Here is a 17,064-nt window from a genome sequence, read left to right as displayed (position 1 = left end):
CGCACCAGGGAATCAGGGGCGAACGAGCACCTTGAGGGCCTCGCGTTCCGCCATCGCCCGGTAGCCGTCCGGGACGCCGTCGAGCCCGACGGTGCGGTCGAAGATCGCGGATGCGTCAAGACGTCCCGACAGCACATCCGGCAGGAGTTCTGGCGCGTATGTCCTCGCCGGAGCGGTGCCGCCGGCGAGGACCAGGTTGCGGCGGTAGAACCGTCGCGCATCGACGCCCTCGCCGTCCTGCGGCACCCCGACGTAGCCGACGGCGCCACCGGGACGGGCCATGTCCAAGGCGTCCCGCAGGGCCTCGCCGGTCCCGACGCACTCCAGGACCGCGTGCGCCCCGTGCCCACCAGTCAGGTCCCTGACCCGCTCGACGGCCTCCGTTCCGCGCTCCGGCACCACCTCCACGGCCCCGAACCGGCGCGCCAACTCCGTTCGCCCGGCATGACGCCCCAGCATGATGATGTGCTCCGCGCCCAGTCGGGCCGCGGCCAGCACACCACACAGGCCGACCGCGCCGTCCCCGACCACCGCGACCGTGACACCGGGCCGCACCCGCGCCGAAAGGGCGGCGTGGTGCCCCGTGCACAGCACATCGGACAGGGCCAACACCGCGGGGAGACGAGGATCGTCCGGCCCCATCGGAAGCGGCACGAGCGTGCCGTCCGCCTGCGGTACGCAGACCGCCTCGCCCTGGCCACCGTCCAGTTCCCCACCCCAGAACCCACCGTTCAGACAGGACGGGGGCAGGCCGTCACGACAGAACTCGCAGGTACCGTCGGACCACTTGAAGGGCGCAAGGACGAAATCACCGCGCCGCACGGATGCGACCTCGGAGCCGACCTCCTCGACCACGCCGATGAACTCGTGCCCGATCCGTATTCCGCCCGGGGACGCCGGCATCTTCCGGTAACGCCACAGGTCGCTACCGCAGATCGCGGCGTGGGTGACCCGCACCACCGCATCGGTCTGCCGCCCCAGCCGGGCGTCCGGCACCTCCTTCACCCGCACGTCCCCTGCCCCGAACATCACTGCTGCCCGCATCGTCATCCTCCTGACATAGTTCGCCACGGTCATCCGGCCCAGCACCGCCCAGGCGCCACCGCACCGCTCACCTACCGCGCCCCCATAGCATCCGCGCCCCCCAACACCCCCACTGGGGACGCCACTTCACGACCAACATCGTCGCCCCTACGTTGGCGATCAAGAATATCGTCACCTGGCTTGAAGTTAGTTGGCGAGCACAATGATTGGCGCATGGGCAGGATCTGATGAACCGACAAGAGTCCGCTCTGGAACCGCTGTTGGCTCAAGCGATTGACACGATCGGCTGCCAAAGCGGGCACGAAGACGATCGATCGAGGACATCTCCGGCGGGTACGGATCGGCGTCCCTTGGCGAGATGTTCCAGATGGCGCAGATGTCAAGCGTCAACACCACGTTCGCGGCCACGCGGGTGTTGCCGCAACACCTTCACCGGCAATGCGGCCCTGGGCTGCACATCTGGAGCGTTGCGGGGACGTCGGACGGTACCGCAACGGGTATCGGGTGTTGCCGGTTTCTCAGTTGCCTGGCGCAACGGGTTCGCCTGGCGCCATTGTGTGGCGCATGGCAAGGCGGGCCCACCCGGGGCGCGCCGTTCCGACCGCTCTGGGGCGGGTGAAGGAGGGCAGGTTCGATGGATCGTTCGCTTGTGTCGGTGCGGGCGGCGCTGGTGCTGCTGCTTGCGGCGCTGACCGGCGTGGGGGCCGGCATGCTGTCGGTGCTGGCCGGCAACGGAGTGGTGGCTGGCGTCCTTTCCGGACTTGCCGCTGCGGGCGGGGCCGTGCCGGTGTTCAACCAGGCCATCGCCCCGGATGCCGCCGCCGGAAGGCCGGTTGTGCGCAAGGAGCGGGCGAAGGGCGGGAGCATCCGTGGGTGAACTGCGCCCCCTGGGGCAGAGTTTGACGCCGGAGTCCCGTGCGCTGGCGAGGGCCCTGCGGGAGTTGTTCGAGGGCCTGGAAGTCTCGGTACGCCGCTACGCGGCCAGGCGCGTACGAGACGCCGGGACCTTCTCGCGCTACCTCAGCGGTAGCCGCGTCCCGCCGTGGGAAGTGGTGATGGACCTCTTCACCGACGTCGCTGAGCACCGCGGTATGGCCGCCACCCCGGACGCCATCGAACTGGTGCGGCGCCTGCACCGGGAAGCGGTCGAAACCAGCACCTCACCCCGTCACGCGGTCGAAGTTCTTGAGCAGCAACTCGCCGAAGCCGACCGCGTCTCACGCCGTTCAACCGCCCACGGTGACGCACTGGGTGATGCCCTGCTGGACCGCAAGCACCGCATCGCCGACCTGGAAGTACGCCTGAACCATTTGGAAGCCGAATGGAGCGCGGAGCGCGAACGAGCCGAGCGCCTGGCCGCGGCCAACCCCGACGTCACCGGGCTGTTGCACGAACGCGATCAGCTACAGGACGAAGTGACCGGCCTGTTGGCCCAGTTGCACGAAGTGCAACAGCGGCGCGAGGAGGCCGAGCAACGCTGCGCTCTGTTGGAACGCCAGTTGGAGGCGGTCGAACAGGTGCAGAAGGCCGCCGTTGCCGTGACACCCGCGGTGCCTCGGGCCATGCCCAAGGTCCTCATCGTCGACGATCAGCCTGACAACCTGCTGGCCATGACCGCGGTCCTGTCCACTCTCGATCAGGAACTGGTCGCGGTCCCCTCCGGCCGTGAAGCCCTCAAAGCGCTTCTCGATCACGACGACTTCGCGGTGATCATCATGGACGTCCAGATGCCGGACATGGACGGATACGAAACCGCCGCCCACATCAAACGACGCCCCCGCACCCACGACGTGCCCATCATCTTCCTCACCGCCATGGGCACCGACCCCGAGCACTCCGCCCGCGGCTATGCCGCCGGTGCGGTCGACTACATCGGCAAGCCCTTCGACCCTTGGGTCCTGCGAGCCAAAGTCGCCGTCTTCACCGGCATCTACCTCGAACAACGACGCCTCGCCGGAGACCAGTAACGGCCCATCGGGCATCGCCGGAAACCCGCACCGACGACGCCCGTAGAGCCCTCGCCGCCTGCGGTCCCCGGGCTCGACGAGGACGACGACGGAACCGGAGACCGAGCGCGGCGGCTGTCAGCCGGCCAGCAGCCGGCCGAAGGTCTGGATACCGATGTCCACGGCGTGGGCCTGGTCTGCGATCTGCCCCTTCACCTCAGGGTGCTCGCCCGTCCACCGCTCGGCGGAGGCGCGGGAGGCGAAGAAGTTCAGGGTGTCGCAGCACACCGAGGCCGCCGGGCCCTCGCCGTCACGACGGCCGACGAACACCACCGCCTGGGCAGGCTCCCGCGTTCGGCGGGTGCGCGGCGGCATCCTCACGCACCGAACCTGACGGTGCGGGCCTCGACCGGCAGGCTGCGGTGCGCCTTCTTCGCTGCGATGACGGAGACCGGTGGACCGGAAGTGCGCCGGCGAGCGTCACGATGACCAGGACGACGGTGGCGACCGGTGACAGCAGTCCGGCGGCCAGGGCCGCGATGCCCGCTTGGTAGCCGAGGGTGGAGGAGCACACCGCGGGCGTTGGCCGGACCGGAGGTGGGCGCGGCCTCAGCGGGCGCTGGCCGAGGTGCGCAGCGTCAGATGGCAGGGGTGCTCCTCGCCGTTGCGGAGGAAAACGAGCCGTACGCGGAGCTCGCCTGCCCTGGGCGCGAGGGCCGGCTGCGCGGAGATGCTGCCTTGGGTGTGCGTGCCGTCGGCGGCGGCTCCGTAGGCTCCGCCCCAGTCGACGTACTCGTTGCCGATGTCGTCCGTCGCCTCAAGGGACAGCAGCACGGGGATGGTGTCGCCGGCGTCCGGCAGGGGCGGGGCGATGGTGTAGTGCAGGGTGAAGGAATCCTCTCGCCGTTTCAGGTCGTGGACGGTCAGTTCGTGGCCGCCGTTGAGGATCTTCGCCGACGCGAGGGGGGCGCGGGCGGTGCGGCGTGGCTTCAAGAGGACTCCTCGACGTCGGTGGTGTTCAGGCGGCGAGCCCCGCGACGCGGCGCGCGGGCGGCCCGGTGCGGTAGTGAACGTACTCGTGCTCCAGTCGGAAACCGGCGGTCCAAGCCAGGAGCCGACTGGGGCGGTTGTCACGCGAACAGGTCCAGCTGGGGGTGTGGCCGCGAGCGGCGATGTCCTGGCACAGGGCGGTGACGCAGCCGAGCGCGAGGCGCTGACGGCGGTGTTCGGGGACGGTGAGGCAGGCGACGTCCTCGTATGCGCTGCCGCGGAAGTATGTGCAGGCCATGGCGAGGAGACGGTCCTTCTCGAAGGCGGCCCAGCCGTGTCCGGAGGCTGCGAGACCCGCCGGGCCTCCCCAACTGGCGTGAATCCAGGCCGACTCGGCGCCCAGCGCGGCAAGCGCCGGAGCATCCGCGGGCGTCAGCCGACGCACCGTCACCCCACGGGGCGGGCGTGGCGGCACCACGGGAACGCGGTGGACGTACCCCATGCGCTCCCACGGCGCGAGGCCGTCGAACGCGCAACCCAGCAGGGGGAGGAAGCGGGCCGGTGCCTGGACGTAGTGCGCGGCGAACGGGGCGAGTGCGAGCGGGGCCAGGGCGGTTGGTTCGCCGCGGAGCAGCAGATGGTCGGCGCAGGCCACGGCGACGGCTCGGGGGGCGACGGGGCGGTCGGCCCACCAGCGACCGGCTCCCGGGGCCAGCGCGTGTTCGGCCAGCGCCGTCGCCCCAGGGGGCCCGGCGGCGAACCAGTGGGACATTGCGGTGGCTTGTCTGGGGGAGAGCTCGATCACGGGGGCTCCTTGTGACGCTTGCAGGGTGCACGGGTGGGGCGACTGGGCGCCGCCCCACCCGGTGGTTCAGCTCTGGTTGGCCTTGCGGCCGTGGTTGGCCTTCTTTTTGCGACGGGCCTTCTTCTTGCGGGCGCGTTTGGACATGGGACGTACGGGCCTTTCGTTGTGCGGGAGGTCGCCTGACGGCGCCTCAACCGGTGGGGTGTCTCAGGCGTGCTGGCCGACGAGCTGGTCGGCGAGTTTGCTGAGGCGCTTGACGGTGCGGCCCTCGGTGGCGGCGGGTGCCGGGTCGACGCGCTGGTCGCGGTCGTAGTAGGCGCCGTTGACGACTTCGGTGGCCGGGTCGCACAGCCGGACCACGTGGGCCGCGCCCTCGGTCGCGGTGTCGCCGTGGATTCCGTACAGGGACAGCAGGTCCGTCTCGCAGACGCCCGGGTGGACGGAGACCGCCGTGACCCGGGGGTCGGCGGCGAAGACGGTGAGTGCCAGCTGTGACTGGGCGTAGGCGGCGAGCCGGGAGTAGCGACGGGCCCGCTGGGGGTCGTTCCACTGGATGGAGGCGGTGCGGTGCAGTGAGGAGGAGACATTGACGACGCGGCCGCCGGAATCGCTGGTGAGGGCCGGCTCCAGTAGGCAGGTCAGGAGGTAGTGGGCGAGGAAGTTGACCTGGAGGGCGATCTCGTTGCCGTCGGCGGTGAGGGTGTGGCGTTCGGGGGCGGCGGTGGCGGCGTTGTTGACCAGGACGTCCAGGTGGGGGTGTTCGGCGAGGACGCGACGCGCCATCGCCTCGACCTCCTCCAGGCGTGTGAAGTCCGCGGAGAACGTGCACAGTTGTGCGGCGTCGATGCCCGCGGTGGCGATGAGACGGTCGGCGGCTGCCTGCGCCTCCTCGGGGGTGCGGCCGTGCACGAGGACGGTGGCGCCGCGTTCGGCGAGCTGGCGGGCGGTCTCGAAGCCGATGCCGGAGGTGGCGCCGGTCACCAGGACGGTACGGGAGGAAAGGTCGAAGTCGGACATGATCCATTCAAGGGGAAGAAGGGTAAAAGGGGGCGGGTGCGCGGTACTGGCCGCTCAGGGCCATGGCGTACGGGCGCGCAAAGAGCGGGGCGCCTGATCAGGTCAGGCGCCCCGTCGGTATGCGGGAGAGGTCTCAGCGTGAGGCGGAGGTCTCCAGGCAGCGCGGCGCACGACACGGGGCCGTCGACCGTGACATGGCACGGCTTCGCCATGACGGCGGACGGTCGAGAAGGAGCCAGGCGCTGTTCACAGTCACCATCAAATTCTTCCCCGCACCCGCCTTCAAGAGGGCCGCACGGCTTTTGACGTCCCCCTGATGGACCCGAGGGCCCGGTCCCCGGACGCCTTCCCCGCCAGGCCGCTTGCTCAGTTCGCGGGCGTGCGTCGGTCGCGCATCGCGGCCACCACCGTCCCGGCGGTCCCGGCGAGGAGAGGCAGGAGCATCGCGGCGAACAGCCAGCCGGGAACCTCCCGATCGGCGGTGGAGCGCCACAGCACCCCGCAGCCGATCAGGAGGGAGACTCCCACGCAGGCGTTGAGCACCAGCAACGCCCGGGCGGCGGCGAGTGCCGAGGCGCGGGTGCGGGGCCGGTTGAGCGAGGACCCGACCAACCCGTTGCCGAACGGCGTCGCTTCCTTCGGCAGCTCGTCCTGTGGAGTCACCCGCAGTGTCAGCTCGGCGCAGGCGGTCAGCAGCACCGTCACCCCGATGTACACGAACACCAGCGAGAACGCGCTGCCGATCGACCGCTCTGTCCAGGCATCCACCCCGTCGATGCCGAGGTGCTGAGGTATCCGGCTCGGCAGATGTGGGTAGCGGAGGATGCCCCAGAGGAGCAGCGCGGCGAGCAGCGCGACGTTGGGAAGGAGCCACAGCCGGACGGGAGGTGAGAAGACCATGGGTCAATTCTCCGATGCCGACGACCCTGCCCCCCCACACCTATCCGAGCGAGCTCTTCAGCACCTGAGATGCCTTGTCTCCGGGCCGTGACCCGTGGATGTACTGGTCGGCCCAGGCGCTGATGATGTGCGCGGCTCGCTGTGCCTGTCCTCGTGCCGTCAGGAGATGGTCCGCTCCTTCGAGCGAGACGAAGCTTCGGGGGTGCCGTGCCTCGCGGAAGATCTCCCCGGCGTTGGCGACGTCGACGGTGGAGTCGGTGGGCGAATGCATGACGAGCAGCGGCAGGTTCAACTCGCCAATCCGGTCGCGCAGATGAGCACGCCGGACGTCTTCGACGAAGGCGCGCTTGAGGACCAGGGTCCGCCCGCCCACGAACCACTCGTGCGAACCTTCGCTGAGAACGCGATCCATCACCGCGTCGTACTGTCGCTCGACGTGGCTGGGCTCGACGGGCGCCCCGATCGTGGCGAGCGCGCGGACGCCCGTTGCCTCGGCCGCTGCGGCGAGGACGGCGGCGCCTCCCCACGAGTGCCCCACCAGCAGGTCGGCCGGAGTCCCGCGCTCCGCCATCAGGGCTGCGGCCCGGACCGTGTCCTGGACCTTGACGGTGAAGGAACCGTCCCCCCAGTCACCGTCGGAGTCCCCGATCCCGAGGTTGTCGAAGCGCAGCATTCCGATCCCCTCGCGCGCCAGCTGCTTGCTGACGCGCGAGGCGGCCGGCGAGTCCTTGCCCAGCGTGAAGCCGTGCACGAAGATCCCCCAGCCTCGGATCTCGCCCTCCGGCAGGTCGATCGCTCCGGCCAGTTCGGGGCCGACGACGCTCGGGAATCTCACTTTTTCGGTCATGTTGCGATCACCTAGGCAGGGGCTGTTCGTGGGCAGGGGAGACGGGGGCGACACCGGGCTGGTGCCCCGCGCGTCCTGCGAGCAGGAGGGCAGTGAGCGCGGCGCTTGTCGCTGTCGGCGCGTCAGCCGGTCGGCTTCTGGACGGAGGTCGGCTTGGTGGCGACCAGCGCAGTGATCTCATCGGCGAGGTGCGGGCCGAGCTCGCCCCAGCCGTCCTTGTAGCCGTAGACGCCGGCCAGGGTGCGGGCCTCGTAGTCGCCGTTCAGGATCTCGATGTCGGTGGCGGTGATGAGTGCCGGGTGGGCGACGCCGACGGCCGCCGAGACCTTTATCAGCTCCTTGCGCAGGGTGCGCAGGTAGACGGCGGCTCGGGTGGCCTTCGAGGTCGGGTCGAGACCGCGGGCCAGCCGCGGGTTCTGGGTGGCGACGCCGGTGGGGCACTTGTCGGTGTGGCACTTCTGCGACTGGATGCAGCCGATCGACAGCATCGCCTCACGCGCCACGTTGATCATGTCGGCACCCAGCGCGAAGGCGACCGCGGCGTTCTCGGGCAGGCCGAGCTTGCCGGAGGCGATGAAGGTCAGGTCGTCGGTCAGCCCCAGCTCGGCGAAGGTGCCGTAGACCCGGGAGAAGCCCATCCGGAAGGGCAGCGACACCGAGTCGCTGAAGATCAGCGGTGCCGCCCCGGTGCCGCCCTCGCCGCCGTCGATGGTCACGAAGTCGACACCACGGTCACCACGCGCCATCAGCGTGGCCAACTCATGCCAGAAGTCCATCTCTCCCACCGCGCTCTTGACCCCGACCGGCAGACCGGTCTCGGTGGCGAGCAGTTCGACGAAGTCGAGCATCGAGTCGACGTCGCTGAACGCGGTGTGCCGCGACGGGGAGGCGCAGTCCTTGCCGAGCGGGATGCCGCGGATCTCGGCGATTTCCGGGGTCACCTTCGCGCCCGGCAGCATCCCGCCCAGCCCCGGCTTGGCGCCCTGGGAGAGCTTGATCTCTATGGCCTTGACCGGGGCGCCGGCGACCACATCCTTGAGCTTGTCGATGTTGAAGCTGCCGTCCTCGTTGCGGCAGCCGAAGTACGCCGTACCGATTTGAAGGACGAGGTCGCCGCCGTTGCGGTGGTACGGCGAGAGGCCGCCCTCTCCCGTGTTCTGCATCGTGCCCGCCAGCGCCGCGCCCTTGTTGAGCGCCGTGATCGCCGCGCCGGAGAGCGATCCGAAGCTCATCGCCGAGATGTTCACCACGCTCGCCGGTCGGAACGCCTTGGCGCGCCCGCGCGGCCCGCCCAGCACCTTGGCCGAGGGCAGCGGGGCCTGCGGGTCGTGCGTGTCGGGAAGCGTGCCGGCGAACGTGCGCTGCTTCAGGTACGCGTGCCCCTGCATGTGCTCGATGTCGTTGTCGGTTCCGAACCCGAAGTAGTTGTTCTCCCCCTTCGCCGACGCATAGATCCAGGTGCGCTGGTCACGACTGAACGGGCGCTCCTCGTCGTTGGAGGTCACTATGTACTGCCGCAACTCCGGCCCGATCGTCTCCAACAGGTACCGGGCGTGGCCGATCACCGGGAAGTTCCGGAGCAATGCGTGCTTCTTCTGGACAAGGTCACGAGCGGCCACCAGCGCCAATGCTGTTGCGGTGGCTGCGGCGATGCTCCGGGCGCGCATGAACGTTCCTCTCCTCGATGCTCGACTCCATCGCCATGCGGTGGAGTCGTCGTGTCGTATCGGGCGTTAGGCGGCGGGCACGACCAAGCGGGCGTCAGCGTCCGTCGGAGAACGCGAAATGATATTAGGGGCTCGCTCGAACAGGCGTGGGGGCAGGGTCGTCGGGTGGGCTGGTCGTCCCAGCGGTGACTGGTCCAGGCGCGTCGGAACGGGCTACGCACGGTGATGACGGCATCCGCGCGGTCGAAGGAGGCGGTGCTGGCGCTGGTGCGGCGTTCGCAGCAGCGCGCGGCCGCGAACGTGACAGCGGCGCGGCGAACTCCCCAGGCACCGACTCCTCCAGGACCAGCACCGCGACATCAAGGAGGCCGGATTGCCGTCGTACCGTCACGGCCGGTCGGTCAGCCTCCGTGTGTCCGTCTCGCTTCGGCCGGCGTCACAAAGGGGTGGGAAGGCGGGGATGACCGAACGGGACGGCAGGCTCCGGCCGGCGCCGAACGCCGGCACCGCCGCGTCTCTCAAGCGCTCAGGCCGTCAGGCCCTCGATCGCCACGGGGAGGTGGCGGGGGCCGCGCAGCACCGCGTTGGCACGGTACGGCGGCGGGTCCTCAAGCAGCCGGGAGAATTTGACCCGGCGGAACAGTTCGGGCACGGCCACATGGAGTTCCATGCGGGCGAGCGGTGCGCCGAAGCAGTAGTGGATGCCGGTGTAGAAACCCAGGTGCTCGTTGTCCTTGCGGTCGGGATCGAATCGGTCGGGGTCCTTGAAGCGTTGGGGATCGCGGTTGGCCGCGGCCAGCATGAGCCAGACCGGCGAGCCCTTGGGGATCGTGGTGCCGGCGACGTCGATGTCGGCCAGGGCGGTGGTCCACGGGACGAACTGGACCGGGGGCTCGTACCGCAGCACTTCCTCGATGAGCGGGACGGCCAGGGCCGGCTCCTTCTGGAACCGCGCAAGGACGTCGGGATGGCGCAGCAGGGTCAGGGTCGTATTGGTGATCGCGTTGACGGTGGTCTCGTGGCCGGCGACCAGGAGCAGCACCGCGGTGGCCTCCAGGTCTGCCGGGGGCATCTCGGGGGCGAGCGCGCTGAGCATCCCGGGGCCGGGGTGGCGGCGTTTGGTCTCGATCAGATCGCTCAGGTAGGAGCCCAACTCCTGGCGTGCGCGCTGTGCCTTTTCCTGGCTGTCGTCGCCGGATTGGGGATCGAGTGACGACGCCAGGGCGTCGGCCCAGCCGTGGAAGCGCGGTTCGTCCTCGCGCGGCACCCCGAGGACCTTGCAGATGGCGGTGACGGGCAGGGGGTAGGAGAAGTCCTCGACGATGTCGACCTGGTCCTTGCCTTCGAAGGCGTCGAGCAACTCGGTGACGACCTTGGCCAGGTCTCCGCGCAGGTCGTCGAGGAATCTGGGGCTGTGCGGGGGACCGAACGGCCGGTTGACGGTGTCGCGCAGCCGGTCGTGCAGAGGCGGGTCGGTGAAGATGAAGCTGGGCGGCAGGCCGGTCTCCTCCGGCGGTTGCCCGACGCGGGCGTGGCCGGGTGGACGGTTGCTCGTGTCGTTGCTCAACCGCGGGTCGTTGGCCAGGCTCCGTACCTCGTAGTAGGTGCTGACCAGGTAGGTGCCGTCGTCTTCCCGCCTGACCGGTGTCCTGCGCAGTTCCGCGTAGAGCGGGTACGGATCGGCTCGGTTGGCGTAGTCGGTGATCCGCGCGGGGAGGGTGCCGAGCGCCATGGTGTCTCCTGAGGGCTCCGGGCGGCACAGGGTCGGTGTTCAGGCACGCGCCGGAACGAACTGCACGCGCCGCTCGCTCGGTGCGTGGCCCGACAGCGTGACGGTGGGCCCGTGCGTGGGCAGATGGGGGTCGGGGAAGTCCGGGTCGACGGGCTGCGGCGCCTCGGTGCGGCGGTCGACCGTCTGGTACTCCGGCGGGAACGGCGCGCCAGCGGCGATCTGTTCCTGGTAGAACCCCAGCCACTTGGCTCCGTCGAAGGACGCGGCGGCGATGACCCGGCCGCGGTAGCCGTACACCGCGACGAACCGATCCTCGGCGAGCGCCCCCTGCGCGACGACCAGTTGGTCGCCCAGCGGGGGCACACCAACGGACTTGATGTTGACGCCGAACTGGGAGGACCAGAACATCGGCAGCCACAGGTGCGGAATGCGCTTCGTCCCCGCACAGATCATGTTGTGGGCGGCGATCTCGGCCTGTTCGACCGCGTTGCCCCAGTGCTCCAGCGACAGGAACTGGTAGTCGAACAACGGGTGCGGGCTGCGGGCGACGTCACCGGCGGCGTAGATGTCGTCGGTGACGATGCCGTTGACGTCGAACACCCGGCACCCGGCGTCGCACGCGACCCCCCGGGGACCCGCGGCAACCCCCGAGCCAGCGAGCCAGTCCGTGTTCCGGACGGCACCGAGCGAGACGACCGCCACCTCCACATCCATCGCCGAACCGTCGGACAGATGGGCGCGTCTGAGCCGTCCCCCGTAGTCGCCCTCCAGGGCGGTGACGCTGACCCCGCAGCGCAGATCGACTTCCTTACTGCGCTGCAGCCGGTCCGCGGCAGCGCCGATCACCCCGCCGAGCGCGCCGACCAGCGGTGCCGGGCCGCGTTCGGCGACCGTGACCTCAAGGCCCAGCTCCCGGCAGGCGGAGGCGACCTCGGAGCCCGTGAAACCGGCGCCGATCACCAGCACCCGGGACACGCCCGCGGTCAGCTTCCGTTGCAGGCGGGCGGAGTCGTCGCGGGTGCGCAGCACGAACACCCCGTCCAGCGCGGCCTCTTCCGGATGGATCCAGGGCCTTGCTCGGGTCCCGGTGGTGATCAGCAGGCGGTCGTAGGGAACGGTGTCGCCGTTCGCCAGACGTACCCACTTGGCGTCCCGGTCCAGGCTCTCGGCGGCGACGCCCAGACGCCATTCGGCATCGATGTCGCGCCGCCGCGGCAGTGCGGTGTCCTCGGGTCGTGCCCGTCCGAGCAGCGCCTGCTTGGACAGCGGCGGCCGGTCGTAGGGTTCGTACGGCTCGTCGCCGATCATGGTCAGCGATCCGCTGAAGCCCTTGTCGCGCAAGGTTTCCGCCGCGCGCAGACCGGCCAGCGAGGCACCGACGACGACGATGCGGCCCTGGCGTCGTAGGGCCTCGATGTCCGTGTCAGCCGACATGGAGCTCCACACCCCTCGTCGGCTCGTCGGAGTAGTCGACGAGGATGGCCTGCACCGGGCAGGCCGCCGCGGCCTTCTCCACGCGGTCGCGTTGTTCCTCGTCGAAGCGCGGGGAGAACAACAGTGCTTCTTCGCCGTGCAGGGCGAAGACGTCCGGGGCGAGGAAGACGCACTGCGCGAATCCCTGGCACCGGTTGAGATCCACGACAAGCCTCATCTGGAACCCGCTTCCTGCTCAGGCTCCGGCGGCCGCAAGCTCCGCAGCCCTTGCGCTCGGTCCACCCGATCGGTTGGCATGCCTCTCCTTCAGGATCGACTCCTTCGGAACGGCTCGCAAACCGGATAAGGGGCGTGCAGACCCCGACGCTCCGTCGACTGAAATCGCTGAAGTGAGAGGTGGTGCCGGGAGTGTCGTAGCCGTTCTGGGACTCGCCGTGGAGGAGGAGCGGTACGCAGCCGGACACCCTCAGGGTTCGCGGCATTACACAGTGTTGCCCGAATGCCTTTGCCAGGGCTGCGGCTTCAACTGGCCATCGACTGGCCATCGACTGGCCTCGACTACGCGTGAAGCCGTGGACCAGGTGAAGAGCCCGCCTGAGCGGTACGTCGACGTTCCGGCCGCCCGATTGGTGCCCAAGGCCGAATCACTGGCCTTGGGCGTCGTGGGTGAGCGCTGCGGGGTCGGTTGAGACCGCGTGCTGGAGGTTGGCCGTGAACGTGCTGATGTGAGAGGCGATTTGGTCGGGCACCTCCAGCGGTGACAGGTGGCCGGTGTCGGCGAGCTCGGTGAGGGTGGCGGTGGGAATCAATGGGAGGAGGTGTTCGCGCAAGACCTGCGGCGGGTCCACCTTGTCGTCGCTGCCGGCCAGCACCTGGGCTACCTTCCCGCCCATGGAATGGCCCACCACTAGGTACTCGTCGTAGTTGAGGCCGTTCATGACACGCTCGGCGTCGTCGGCGAGCTGCTCGATGCCGTAGGGGCCAGGCACGTCCGCGGACTCGCCCCAACCACGGTGGTCGTAGGCGACGTATCCCTGCGCGGGGTCGAGGTTTTCGATGACGCGCTGCCAAGTGCGGTGGGAACCACCCCAGTAGTGGAGGAAGACCAGCGCAGGGCGGGCACCCTCGCGGACCTGTCCGTAGATCCGCCCGTTCTCCACGTCGAAGTGCCTTGCGATCGGGGGTGTGGGGCCATGGCAGTCGGTTTCCTTTCCCGGGGTCGTGCGGACTCTTCCTTCGGTGCCAGTCGGCTCGTCGCGGCGTGGGACCTCGGCGGTCTCTCACTCTCCCCAGGGGGAGGTGGCGGCAGCACTTTCCAGGCTGGTCACGCCGTCGGCCCGGCGTTCGCGGAGGAGTTCTCCGCCGATCGAGTAGCGGGGAGCCGCGGCGTCTGACCGGGCGGCGCGCTCCACGATCGCGTCGACGAGCGAGCGGACCATGGCCAGGCGGGGATAGGCGGCGTGGATCTGCTTCTCCCACCGGGAGACGACCTCCGCGTTGCGCCCGAAGTCGATGCCCACTCCCTCATGGGTGAGGTAGCACAGCAAGCCGCGGCGCTCGGCGATACCGGGCGAGGTGTGCAGGGCGATCGCCTCCCACACACGGTCGACGTCTGCTTCGGGGACCTTGTGCCGCCGCAGCAGATTCGCCGCCAGGTCGGCACCTTCCACCTCGAAGCGTGCCTCGCCCGTCGCGAGGTCGCCCGCGCCCAGGTCGTGCAGAACGGTCGCGGCGAACAGCCGGTCACGGTCGTAGGCGGCGTCCTCCAGGCATCCTTCGTGGGCGGCGAGGAGCTGGGCGAAGAAGAAGCTGCGCACGCTGTGATTGACCACCGACGGGGTCTCGGAGGTCCGCACGGTGGAGAGGACGGCCTCGACCAAGGGGCCGGCGGGCAAGTCGAGCGAGAAGTCCATGGACGCAGGCTACGAATCAGGCCCTGGCCCTCGATAGTGGCACGCGGGTCATGCAGCGCTAGGATCGTGCCATGTCGACCATCGAAGGGCACCGCGTCGCCGTGCTGGCGCTCCCGGGGGTCCTCCCGCTCGACCTCGGCATACCGGTACAGACCTTCGGGACGGACCCGCACTACCAGGTCACCGTCTGCGCCGATCCGTCAGCCGGGCCGGTCCTCAGCGGTGGGTTCACCGTCGTCGCGCCCGCCGGGTTGGAAGGGCTGCGGGACGCCGACACCGTCGTCGTCCCCGGGTACGAGGATCCGGACGCCCCGCCTCCCGCCACGGCGCTGTCGGCGATCCGCTCGGCGCACGCCTGCGGAGCCCGGCTGGTGTCGATCTGCACGGGAGCCTTCGCGCTGGCGGCCGCCGGGCTGTTGGACGGGCGCCCGGCGACGACCCACTGGCGGGAGACCGCTGCGCTGCAACGCCGGTACCCCCTCATCGACGTCCGGCCGAACCAGCTCTACGTCGACGACGGCGACATCCTCACCTCCGCGGGAGTGACCGCAGGCGTCGACCTGTGCCTGCACCTCATCCGCAGCGACTACGGCGCCGCAGCCGCCAACGCCCGCGCACGGGTACTCGTCGCCCTGCCCCAACGCGCCGGCGGCCAGGCACAGTTCATCGACCGCTTCCGCCCGGCCAGCCGCGGTGAGGATCTCGCGCCGATCCGCACCTGGATGCTCGACCATCTCGCCGACCGCCACACCGTGGACGAGTTGGCCCAGCGCGCGCACATGTCCCGCAGGACGTTCATCCGGCGTTTCCAGCAGGAGACGGACACGTCGCCGATGGCCTGGCTGACCGCCGCCCGCATCGACTGGGCGCGCGAACTCCTGGAAACGACCACGGCTCCCGTCGAACAGGTCGCCCGCCTCAGCGGCCTGGGCAGCCCCGCCGCCTTCCGGGCCGCCTTCCACCGCCATGTCGGCACTTCCCCCGCGGCCTACCGGGCCACCTTCCAGGCATGAGACCCGCGTGACCTTCCACCACCGTGACCTGCGGAAGGAGGCCACTGCTCGTCAGCGTTCCTCGGGGAAGGTGCCGCCGTGCACCGGCAGACCGCTCACGGACTGCTCCCGGGAGACTCCGCCTTCGAACACGTCCCAGCGCGCCACCAGGATGCCGTCCCCGACGCGGAGGAAGTCGACGGCGATCCACGGGACGGGCGGACCGTGTCCCGTGAAGCGCCCGCGCACGATGGCCAGGTCCCCTTCCGCGTGATCAGCTCCCACCCGTGCTTCAGCTCCGCCGGGAGGCTTTTGACCAGGTTGTTGCGGTCTTCGGTGGCTGGTGCTCCTTGCCGGCGACCACGCCTCGTCCGCGGGTGCTGCGGGGCTGATCGGGGCTGCTCGGTGACCCGGCGGTCGCAGGATGATCCCGCTCCTGGAACGCATTCGCGTGCCCCCGGCCAGCCGGCGGCCATCCCCGCACCCGGCCGGACCGCCTGAGCGGCGACAAAGCGTATTCATCACGCCGCAACCGCCAATACCTGCGGCGTCGGCAGACGAAGCACGCCATCCCCGAACGCCGTGACCAGCAGGCCCACCGCAGGCGCCGTGGCAGTAACGGCGGTAGGCCCGCCGGCTTTGACCCACCACGCTGCGCCCGCAGAAACGAAGTTGAGCGGCTGATCAACCGGTTGAAGATCAGCCGGCCGTGGCTACAGGCTTTGACGAGAGGTCCTACGTCTTTCGCGGCACCGTGACCGGACCATTGCTGCCTTACGTCTCTGGCTCCGCCCGTGACTCCCGGAGTCTCCTGTGGCTGCGTTCTGAATCACGCGAGAAGACACTGCCGGCCACCTGGGATCTAGGGCGCGTATTTGGTTGTGATCAATCTGCGGGTTTTGCCCTCGCGTCGGGGCGTGTTCCGGTAGATGGTCATGTATGACGCAGGTGCAACTGACGGACAGTGACTGGGAGTTCATCGAGCCCTACCTGCCGATAGGCAGGTTCGGCCCGTACCCCGAGCGGCTGCGGCAGCAGTTCGAGGGGGTGGGCTGGCGGTTCAAGACGGGCGGGTAGTGGCGGGAGATGCCGGCCGATTTCGGTGCCTGGACGACCGTCCACAACCGGTTCCGGCAGTGGAGGGATGCCGGCGTCTTCGAAGCCCTGCTGGAAGGGCTAATAGCGGAGGCCGCGAAACGGGGCGAGGTCGACTTGTCCCTGGTCAGCGTGGACTCCACCACCGCCCGGGCCCACCACGACGCTGCCGGGATGCACCTCGACGAAGACATCATGACCGCACTGGAGGAAGCCGCGGCCGAGGAGCACAAGGCCCGTGAAAAAGGGGCAGTCCGCAGGAACAAGACGGGCGGGCCTTCGAAGACGACCCCGAGCAGGAGGAACGGCGACGCGTCCGGCATCGACGCAGGCTCCGGCTGAAGGCTGCCCTGCCCAGCAGCTCGAATGGACGTCCGTCGCAGCGCGCCTGCTCTGCCGGATGATGTAGTGACGGCGCGCGCGTCTCGTCGGGCGCGCGGGTGGCGTGCTCCTTCACGGGAGTCCTCACCACTGGCGTTGGTTGTGGGGACGCAGGATAGTGACCGTAACGCGGCCGCAAAGCCGATCCACAGCAGGATTCCGTAGTAGGTCAATGCGAACTCAGCGCGGGGGATCGAGCGGTTCTCCCAGCTCGGCTACTCAGCCCCGATAGGGGTGTCGTGCGCGACAAGACAGGTGCCTGCGTCGGTGGGCTGCACGCAGGTGGTCGGAATCTTCTCTG

Annotated in this window: 18 protein-coding genes and 3 pseudogenes; 5 read left to right on the top strand and 16 right to left on the bottom strand. The window is 69.6% G+C overall.

Annotated features, from left to right (window positions below; all coding sequences use genetic code 11):
* Positions 1 to 12 precede the first annotated feature (12 nt).
* Complete coding sequence (locus ACO0M4_RS30810) at positions 13 to 1,044, bottom strand: zinc-binding dehydrogenase (RefSeq protein WP_430374350.1); 1,032 nt, start codon at positions 1,042 to 1,044, stop codon at positions 13 to 15.
* A 634-nt stretch (positions 1,045 to 1,678) separates the two neighbouring features.
* Here ACO0M4_RS30810 and ACO0M4_RS30805 point away from each other — a divergent pair.
* Both ACO0M4_RS30805 and ACO0M4_RS30800 read left to right on the top strand, forming a co-directional pair.
* Entirely contained in the window at positions 1,679 to 1,921 is a 243-nt protein-coding gene (locus ACO0M4_RS30805; protein WP_430374349.1) for a hypothetical protein, read from the top strand.
* On the top strand, positions 1,914 to 3,011 hold the full coding sequence (locus ACO0M4_RS30800) for a response regulator (protein ID WP_430374348.1): 1,098 nt from the start codon (positions 1,914 to 1,916) through the stop codon (positions 3,009 to 3,011). Before ACO0M4_RS30805 ends, ACO0M4_RS30800 begins: the two co-directional genes overlap by 8 nt.
* A 117-nt stretch (positions 3,012 to 3,128) precedes the next feature.
* Here ACO0M4_RS30800 and merB read toward each other — a convergent pair whose 3' ends face one another.
* The 14 genes and pseudogenes from merB to ACO0M4_RS30730 form a co-directional block, all read right to left on the bottom strand.
* Positions 3,129 to 3,365, bottom strand: coding sequence for an organomercurial lyase (gene merB / locus ACO0M4_RS30795; RefSeq protein ID WP_430375327.1), 237 nt, complete (start codon positions 3,363 to 3,365; stop codon positions 3,129 to 3,131).
* A gap of 234 nt (positions 3,366 to 3,599) precedes the next feature.
* Positions 3,600 to 3,983: a hypothetical protein gene (locus tag ACO0M4_RS30790; RefSeq protein WP_430374347.1), complete on the bottom strand. Its 384-nt coding sequence runs from the start codon at positions 3,981 to 3,983 to the stop codon at positions 3,600 to 3,602.
* Between the two features lie 25 nt (positions 3,984 to 4,008).
* The gene (locus ACO0M4_RS30785; RefSeq protein ID WP_430374346.1) at positions 4,009 to 4,785 is read right to left on the bottom strand and encodes a GNAT family N-acetyltransferase; all 777 of its coding nucleotides are present in this window, start codon (positions 4,783 to 4,785) and stop codon (positions 4,009 to 4,011) included.
* A gap of 66 nt (positions 4,786 to 4,851) precedes the next feature.
* Complete coding sequence (locus ACO0M4_RS30780; RefSeq protein WP_430375326.1) at positions 4,852 to 4,929, bottom strand: 50S ribosomal protein bL37; 78 nt, start codon at positions 4,927 to 4,929, stop codon at positions 4,852 to 4,854.
* 63 nt (positions 4,930 to 4,992) lie between these two features.
* Positions 4,993 to 5,802: an SDR family NAD(P)-dependent oxidoreductase gene (locus ACO0M4_RS30775; RefSeq protein ID WP_430374345.1), complete on the bottom strand. Its 810-nt coding sequence runs from the start codon at positions 5,800 to 5,802 to the stop codon at positions 4,993 to 4,995.
* A gap of 366 nt (positions 5,803 to 6,168) precedes the next feature.
* On the bottom strand, positions 6,169 to 6,702 hold the full coding sequence (locus ACO0M4_RS30770) for a DUF1648 domain-containing protein (protein WP_430374344.1): 534 nt from the start codon (positions 6,700 to 6,702) through the stop codon (positions 6,169 to 6,171).
* Between the two features lie 40 nt (positions 6,703 to 6,742).
* Positions 6,743 to 7,549 carry an alpha/beta hydrolase family protein gene (locus tag ACO0M4_RS30765; RefSeq protein WP_430374343.1) on the bottom strand — a complete coding sequence of 269 codons (807 nt, stop codon included), beginning with the start codon at positions 7,547 to 7,549 and terminating at the stop codon, positions 6,743 to 6,745.
* Positions 7,550 to 7,671: 122 nt separating this feature from the next.
* Positions 7,672 to 9,216 carry an FMN-binding glutamate synthase family protein gene (locus ACO0M4_RS30760; RefSeq protein WP_430374342.1) on the bottom strand — a complete coding sequence of 515 codons (1,545 nt, stop codon included), beginning with the start codon at positions 9,214 to 9,216 and terminating at the stop codon, positions 7,672 to 7,674.
* Positions 9,217 to 9,371: 155 nt separating this feature from the next.
* Positions 9,372 to 9,548 (bottom strand): annotated as a pseudogene (locus ACO0M4_RS30755) (IS5/IS1182 family transposase); the annotation flags it as partial.
* A 194-nt stretch (positions 9,549 to 9,742) separates the two neighbouring features.
* Positions 9,743 to 10,948, bottom strand: a complete 1,206-nt coding sequence (locus ACO0M4_RS30750; RefSeq protein ID WP_430374341.1) for a cytochrome P450 — start codon at positions 10,946 to 10,948, stop codon at positions 9,743 to 9,745.
* A gap of 39 nt (positions 10,949 to 10,987) precedes the next feature.
* Positions 10,988 to 12,382, bottom strand: coding sequence for an NAD(P)/FAD-dependent oxidoreductase (locus tag ACO0M4_RS30745; protein ID WP_430374340.1), 1,395 nt, complete (start codon positions 12,380 to 12,382; stop codon positions 10,988 to 10,990).
* On the bottom strand, positions 12,372 to 12,599 hold the full coding sequence (locus ACO0M4_RS30740) for a ferredoxin (RefSeq protein WP_430374339.1): 228 nt from the start codon (positions 12,597 to 12,599) through the stop codon (positions 12,372 to 12,374). The genes ACO0M4_RS30745 and ACO0M4_RS30740 overlap by 11 nt, the downstream gene beginning before the upstream one ends.
* Positions 12,600 to 13,026: 427 nt before the next feature.
* Positions 13,027 to 13,542: an alpha/beta fold hydrolase gene (locus ACO0M4_RS30735; protein WP_430374338.1), complete on the bottom strand. Its 516-nt coding sequence runs from the start codon at positions 13,540 to 13,542 to the stop codon at positions 13,027 to 13,029.
* 120 nt (positions 13,543 to 13,662) lie between these two features.
* A complete protein-coding gene (locus ACO0M4_RS30730; RefSeq protein WP_430374337.1) occupies positions 13,663 to 14,295 on the bottom strand; it encodes an HD domain-containing protein in 633 nt (210 codons plus the stop codon).
* Between the two features lie 71 nt (positions 14,296 to 14,366).
* Here ACO0M4_RS30730 and ACO0M4_RS30725 point away from each other — a divergent pair, with 71 nt between their 5' ends.
* Complete coding sequence (locus tag ACO0M4_RS30725; protein WP_430374336.1) at positions 14,367 to 15,308, top strand: GlxA family transcriptional regulator; 942 nt, start codon at positions 14,367 to 14,369, stop codon at positions 15,306 to 15,308.
* 51 nt (positions 15,309 to 15,359) lie between these two features.
* Here ACO0M4_RS30725 and ACO0M4_RS30720 read toward each other — a convergent pair whose 3' ends face one another.
* Positions 15,360 to 15,572 carry a hypothetical protein gene (locus ACO0M4_RS30720; protein ID WP_430374335.1) on the bottom strand — a complete coding sequence of 71 codons (213 nt, stop codon included), beginning with the start codon at positions 15,570 to 15,572 and terminating at the stop codon, positions 15,360 to 15,362.
* 151 nt (positions 15,573 to 15,723) lie between these two features.
* Here ACO0M4_RS30720 and ACO0M4_RS30715 point away from each other — a divergent pair.
* Positions 15,724 to 16,085: pseudogene (locus ACO0M4_RS30715) on the top strand (IS5/IS1182 family transposase); the annotation flags it as partial.
* Positions 16,086 to 16,226: 141 nt separating this feature from the next.
* Positions 16,227 to 16,753, top strand: a pseudogene (locus tag ACO0M4_RS30710) (transposase); the annotation flags it as partial.
* Positions 16,754 to 17,064: the final 311 nt, after the last annotated feature.

The organism is Streptomyces sp. RGM 3693 (assembly GCF_050471125.1).
GTDB lineage: Bacteria > Actinomycetota > Actinomycetes > Streptomycetales > Streptomycetaceae > Streptomyces.
This window is presented reverse-complemented; position numbering and strand designations above follow the sequence as displayed.

What these genes read in the sequence shown, in the direction of transcription:
- ACO0M4_RS30810 (WP_430374350.1), bottom strand. Translation starts at nt 1,044, where the DNA reads ATGCGGGCAGCAGTGATGTTCGGGGCAGGGGACGTGCGGGTGAAGGAG.
- ACO0M4_RS30805 (WP_430374349.1), top strand. Translation starts at nt 1,679, where the DNA reads ATGGATCGTTCGCTTGTGTCGGTGCGGGCGGCGCTGGTGCTGCTGCTT.
- merB (WP_430375327.1), bottom strand. Translation starts at nt 3,365, where the DNA reads ATGCCGCCGCGCACCCGCCGAACGCGGGAGCCTGCCCAGGCGGTGGTG.
- ACO0M4_RS30780 (WP_430375326.1), bottom strand. Translation starts at nt 4,929, where the DNA reads ATGTCCAAACGCGCCCGCAAGAAGAAGGCCCGTCGCAAAAAGAAGGCC.
- ACO0M4_RS30775 (WP_430374345.1), bottom strand. Translation starts at nt 5,802, where the DNA reads ATGTCCGACTTCGACCTTTCCTCCCGTACCGTCCTGGTGACCGGCGCC.
- ACO0M4_RS30770 (WP_430374344.1), bottom strand. Translation starts at nt 6,702, where the DNA reads ATGGTCTTCTCACCTCCCGTCCGGCTGTGGCTCCTTCCCAACGTCGCG.
- ACO0M4_RS30765 (WP_430374343.1), bottom strand. Translation starts at nt 7,549, where the DNA reads ATGACCGAAAAAGTGAGATTCCCGAGCGTCGTCGGCCCCGAACTGGCC.
- ACO0M4_RS30760 (WP_430374342.1), bottom strand. Translation starts at nt 9,216, where the DNA reads ATGCGCGCCCGGAGCATCGCCGCAGCCACCGCAACAGCATTGGCGCTG.
- ACO0M4_RS30750 (WP_430374341.1), bottom strand. Translation starts at nt 10,948, where the DNA reads ATGGCGCTCGGCACCCTCCCCGCGCGGATCACCGACTACGCCAACCGA.
- ACO0M4_RS30745 (WP_430374340.1), bottom strand. Translation starts at nt 12,382, where the DNA reads ATGTCGGCTGACACGGACATCGAGGCCCTACGACGCCAGGGCCGCATC.
- ACO0M4_RS30740 (WP_430374339.1), bottom strand. Translation starts at nt 12,599, where the DNA reads ATGAGGCTTGTCGTGGATCTCAACCGGTGCCAGGGATTCGCGCAGTGC.
- ACO0M4_RS30730 (WP_430374337.1), bottom strand. Translation starts at nt 14,295, where the DNA reads ATGGACTTCTCGCTCGACTTGCCCGCCGGCCCCTTGGTCGAGGCCGTC.
- ACO0M4_RS30725 (WP_430374336.1), top strand. Translation starts at nt 14,367, where the DNA reads ATGTCGACCATCGAAGGGCACCGCGTCGCCGTGCTGGCGCTCCCGGGG.